This window comes from Synechococcus sp. R5-12, assembly GCF_047502655.1.
Classification (GTDB): Bacteria; Cyanobacteriota; Cyanobacteriia; order Thermostichales; family Thermostichaceae; genus Thermostichus.
Window position 1 is genome coordinate 1 of the sequence record NZ_JANSIM010000047.1, and the last position, 4,767, is coordinate 4,767.

Consider the following 4,767-nt stretch of genomic DNA (forward strand, 5'->3'; position numbering starts at 1 on the left):
TTCCTGAACCATGTTCAGGAGAGTTCAGCGTGAATGTATCAGAAACCGCTACAATCCAAATCTCAACGAGGCTAAAAGCAACCATGGCACAAGCACTGGAACTCAATACCGAGAACGTCGAGAAAGTCCTGAACGAGCTGCGTCCTTACTTGATGGCCGATGGGGGCAATGTGGAATTGGTGGAAATCGATGGCCCGGTGGTCAAGCTGCGCTTGCAGGGGGCCTGTGGAGCCTGCCCCAGCTCGACCATGACTCTAAAGATGGGCATTGAGCGCAAGTTGCGGGAGAGCATTCCCGATATTTTGGAGGTGGAGCAGGTATTCTGAGGGGCCCTGTAAGTTTTTGTGAGATTCCTTTAGGGTTCTTTATCATGTGTTGGATTATGTGCCTTGATAAATAGCCTCGGGTGGCTCTCTGCTCCCCACTTCTTTCTTCTGTGCCTTCTTCAGAGCTAGCGCATGTCTGTTCTCCTCTCCATCGCCATTCTCGCCCTGCTGATCCTGGTGCATGAGGCAGGGCACTTTGCGGCAGCCAAACTCCAAGGGATCCACGTCAACCGCTTCTCGCTGGGGTTTGGGCCGGTGTTGTGGCGATACCAGGGCAAGGAGACAGAGTACGCCATTCGCGCCCTGCCGCTGGGGGGCTACGTGGGCTTTCCTGACGAGGATGAACATTCCCCCTACCCGCCCGACGACCCGGATCTGCTGAAAAACCGCCCCGTGCTGGATCGCCTGGTGGTGATGAGTGCAGGGGTGATGGCCAACCTGCTCTTCGCCTATCTGGTGCTGGTGTTGATGTTTGCTTGGGTGGGGATCCCCTCGGTAACGCGCATCCATCCCGGCATTCTCATCCCTCAGGTGATGCCCGATAGCCCGGCGGAGCGGGCCGGCCTGAAGGCAGGGGATGTGGTGTTGCAGGCAGCCGATCGCGATTACAGGGGGATTGCCGACGAGACGGCGGCCTTGGCAGCTCTGAACGATTTTCAGGTGCTGATCCGCAGCAGCGAGAACCGGCCCATTCCCCTGGAGGTGCAGCGTGGGGAAGGGGATCCCCTGCAGTTGACGGTGATCCCGGCGGCGCGGGGAGAGACGGTGGCCATTGGGGTGACCTTGGCCCCCAATCAAGAGGTGACCTTGCGCCCCGCCCAGAGCGTGGCCGAGATCCTCACGGAGGCGGGAAATGCCTACCAGCGGGTGGTGATGCTCAATCTGAACGGCTTGCGGCAGTTGCTGCAGAATTTCCAAAGCACGGCTGCTCAGGTCTCCGGCCCGGTGGGGATCGTCAAGATTGGGGCGGATCTGGCCCGCGATGACGCCGCCAGCCTGTTTAATTTCACCGCTTTGATTAGCATTAATCTGGCCTTTCTCAACCTGTTGCCCCTGCCCGCCTTGGACGGGGGACACATTGCCTTTTTGATCCTGGAGGCGATTCGCGGCAAACGGCTGCCCAAGCATCTGGAGGAGCGGGTGATGCAGACGGGCTTGGTGTTGTTGCTGGGATTGGGGGTGGTGCTGATCTTCAAAGACACCCTCGCCATTGTCACCGGGTCGGGCTAGGGGAAGATGGCCAGCAAACGGGCCCTGCGCCAGCGAGCTTTGGAGATCCTGCTCCGGCTGAAGCGCCACTACCCCAACTCCACCTGTGCCCTCCACTACCAGACGCCGCTGCAGCTCTTGGTGGCAACCATCCTCTCGGCTCAGTGTACGGATGAGCGGGTGAATCAGGTAACGCCAGAGCTGTTTCGTCGCTTCCCGGATGCCCAGGCCCTGGCGACAGCGCCGCGAGAGGAGATCGAGGCTCTCATCCATTCCACCGGCTTCTATCGCAACAAGGCCAAACACATTCAGGAAGCCTGCCGCAGGATCTTGAGCGATTTTGGTGGCCAAGTGCCCCGCACCATGCCGGAGCTGCTCACCCTACCCGGCGTAGCCCGCAAGACGGCCAATGTGGTGTTGGCTCATGCTTTTGGCATCCATGCCGGGGTTACCGTCGATACCCATGTTAAGCGCCTCAGCCGCCGCCTCGGCCTCACTGAGCACGAGGATCCCGTGCGCATCGAAAAGGATCTGATGCAGTTGTTGCCGCAGGCGGATTGGGAGAACTGGTCTATCCGTCTGATCGACCACGGGCGGGCCATCTGCACTGCCCGCAGGCCTCTGTGCCAGCAATGTTTTTTGGCGGATCTCTGCCCCAGCGCTCCTCTTCTGGGATCGGCTGCACCGGCCGAGAAAACGGATAAAAAAGCTACCAAAGCCTCGCCGGCCTGAGATGATGGTTTCTAGGCGCCCCGCGTGGCTGAGCCCCCCATTCTTCCGGCGCTTGTTTTGGCCGCCTCTCGCCCTAGAATAAGCTCCATGCAGGATAAACCCATGTCAGTCGCGCCCCCCGTTCTGGTCATTGCCGGCCTGACGGGATCCGGGAAAACTTTGGCCATCCAGCAGTTGGAACAACTGGGGTACACCGGCCTAGAAGGGATCCCGCCTGCCCAGGTGATCCCCTTGGTTGAGGCGATGCGGACCCATCACGCTGCTTTGGCCATCAGCTTGAATCTCCACGCCCAGGAGTACCGGGATCAAGTTCCCACCCTGGCTGCTTGGGTGCAATCGCAAGGGATCCCTTTCCTATTCTTGGAGGCCCGCTCCCCAGTGTTGCTCAACCGTCTCAGCGCCCACCGCCGTCCCCATCCCTACGGGGAAGCTGCCGGTTTGTGGGAGGCCATTGAGCAAGAGCGGCTGGCTCTGGCCCCGGTGCGGGAACGCTGCACCCACTGGTTGGATACCTCCGACCTCAATGCCCAGCAACTGCGGCAGCAATTGCAAGCTTTGGTGCAAGGGATCCCCCAGCCCCTCAACCTAAGGCTGGTCAGCTTCGGTTTCAAATACGGCGTTCCCCCCGATGCCAACTTGCTGTTCGATGTGCGTTTTTTGCCCAACCCCTTCTTTCAGCCCCATCTGCGTCGCCTCACTGGGCAGGATCCCCTGCTGCAGGAGTTCTTGTTTGCGGATCCCATCACACAATCCACCTACCAGCACATCTTGTCCCTGATCAAAGCGTTTTGGCCCCACTACCGCGCAGAGCGTCGCCCCCACCTGACTTTGGCCATCGGCTGTACCGGCGGCCAGCACCGCTCGGTGGCCCTGGTGGAGCGCCTGGCCCAGGATTTGCAGCCTTGGACTGTCCCTGCCGGCAACCACGCCCTTCCCGACCTGAATGTTCAGGTTCAGCATCGCCATCTGCTCGACTCTCAGCGGGAGCTGGAAGCCCGCTTTGGCCCGGCGCCCGGCGAAGCCGGCGTTGCCCAGCAACAGGTTAGGATCCCTTTGGCCGGCGTTCCTGCACCTTCCCATGCCTAAGCCTGTGCCCAGCAACAAGTCCGCCGCTTGGGGCATTCGCCGCCGCAAGGCTGCTTGGCCGGGAAGTGGCTGGAAATGGCTCTTTCCCGGTTTAGCCGTTAAACGCTGGCTGAGCCTGGCGGTTGGGGGCGTGCTGCTGATGGTGCTGGGCATTGCCATCTGGACGGAGTTGACCCCCATCTTTCGTCTGAAGCGGCTGATCGACATCACCCTGCGCCTGATCACCACTTGGATCCCGAACAACATCAGTGGCCCCCTGGTGACTGGGATCGGGCTGGTGATGGTGGTGCTGGGGTTTCGCAGCGCCATGCGCTCCATCGAGGATGTGCTGATCCCCGAGGGAGATGAGGCGCTGGTGGATAAGCTCTTGTCGCGGCGGCGTCTCAGCCGTGGTCCCCGCATTGTGGTGCTGGGGGGCGGTACCGGCCTCTCCAACCTGCTGCGGGGTCTGAAGCGCTACAGCTCCAACATCACAGCCATTGTCACGGTGGCCGATGACGGGGGATCCTCAGGGCGTCTGCGGCGGGAGATCGGCGTTTTGCCCCCCGGCGATATCCGCAACTGCCTCACTGCTCTGGCCAACGAGGAAAAGCTGCTCACCGAGCTGTTTCAATATCGCTTCCAGTCGGGGGAAGGGCTAAGCGGCCACAGCTTCGGCAATTTGTTCATCACTGCCCTCACCGCGGTAACCGGCGGCGACTTGATTCGGGCCATCACTGCCACCTCGCAAGTCTTGGCCATTCAGGGGCGGGTGCTGCCGGCCACCCTGGCGGATGTTACCCTCTGGGCGGAGCTGAGCGATGGCCGCCGCGTGGTGGGAGAGTCCAACATTGCCAAAGCCGGAGGACGCATTTGCCGAATCGGCTGTGACCCCCCCAACCCTCCCGCCCTACCGGAAGTCATCGAGGCTATTGAGGCGGCAGAGTTTGTGGTGCTGGGGCCGGGTAGCCTCTACACCAGCATCATCCCTAACCTGTTGGTACCGGAAATTGTGGAAGCTCTGGCCAAAAATATGGCCCCCCACATCTACGTCTGCAACATCATGACCGAGCCGGGGGAAACCGACGGCTATACCGTTGGGGATCACGTCATGGCTCTGGATCGGGTGGCAGGAGTGCGCCTATTTGACGGCGTGCTGGTGCAGCGGGAGCCACCTTCCCCGCGCGCTTTGGAGCATTACCGCCGCAGCGGTTCTGAGTTTGTGGTGCTGGATCCCGACAAACTGGCTTACCTGGGCTGCCGTGCCGTTTTGGCTAACGTCATGCAAGAGGATCCAGAGACCGGCTTAGTGCGCCACAACCCCGAACGCTTGGCTGCAATGCTGATGCGCTGGTTCGACAGACATCGCCCCCTCTAGCTTTGCCCAGGATGTCCTGATACATTCACGCTGAACTCTCCTGAACATGGTTCAGGA

5 protein-coding genes are annotated in these 4,767 nt (G+C 60.8%); all 5 read left to right on the forward strand.

Annotated elements, in window-relative coordinates:
• The first annotated feature begins 83 nt into the window (after window positions 1-83).
• The 5 genes from NW843_RS03400 to NW843_RS03420 all read left to right on the forward strand — a co-directional run bounded on the left by NW843_RS03400 (window position 84) and on the right by NW843_RS03420 (window position 4,710).
• Window positions 84-326: a NifU family protein gene (locus tag NW843_RS03400; RefSeq protein WP_011432622.1), complete on the forward strand. Its 243-nt coding sequence runs from the start codon at window positions 84-86 to the stop codon at window positions 324-326.
• Window positions 327-458: 132 nt separating this feature from the next.
• The gene (gene rseP / locus NW843_RS03405) at window positions 459-1,556 is read left to right on the forward strand and encodes an RIP metalloprotease RseP (RefSeq protein ID WP_414522113.1); all 1,098 of its coding nucleotides are present in this window, start codon (window positions 459-461) and stop codon (window positions 1,554-1,556) included.
• A gap of 6 nt (window positions 1,557-1,562) precedes the next feature.
• Window positions 1,563-2,267 carry an endonuclease III gene (gene nth / locus NW843_RS03410; protein WP_414522114.1) on the forward strand — a complete coding sequence of 235 codons (705 nt, stop codon included), beginning with the start codon at window positions 1,563-1,565 and terminating at the stop codon, window positions 2,265-2,267.
• Window positions 2,268-2,369: 102 nt separating this feature from the next.
• Window positions 2,370-3,353 carry an RNase adapter RapZ gene (gene rapZ / locus NW843_RS03415; RefSeq protein WP_414522115.1) on the forward strand — a complete coding sequence of 328 codons (984 nt, stop codon included), beginning with the start codon at window positions 2,370-2,372 and terminating at the stop codon, window positions 3,351-3,353.
• The gene (locus NW843_RS03420; RefSeq protein WP_011432626.1) at window positions 3,346-4,710 is read left to right on the forward strand and encodes a gluconeogenesis factor YvcK family protein; all 1,365 of its coding nucleotides are present in this window, start codon (window positions 3,346-3,348) and stop codon (window positions 4,708-4,710) included. Before rapZ ends, NW843_RS03420 begins: the two co-directional genes overlap by 8 nt.
• Window positions 4,711-4,767 lie beyond the last annotated feature (57 nt).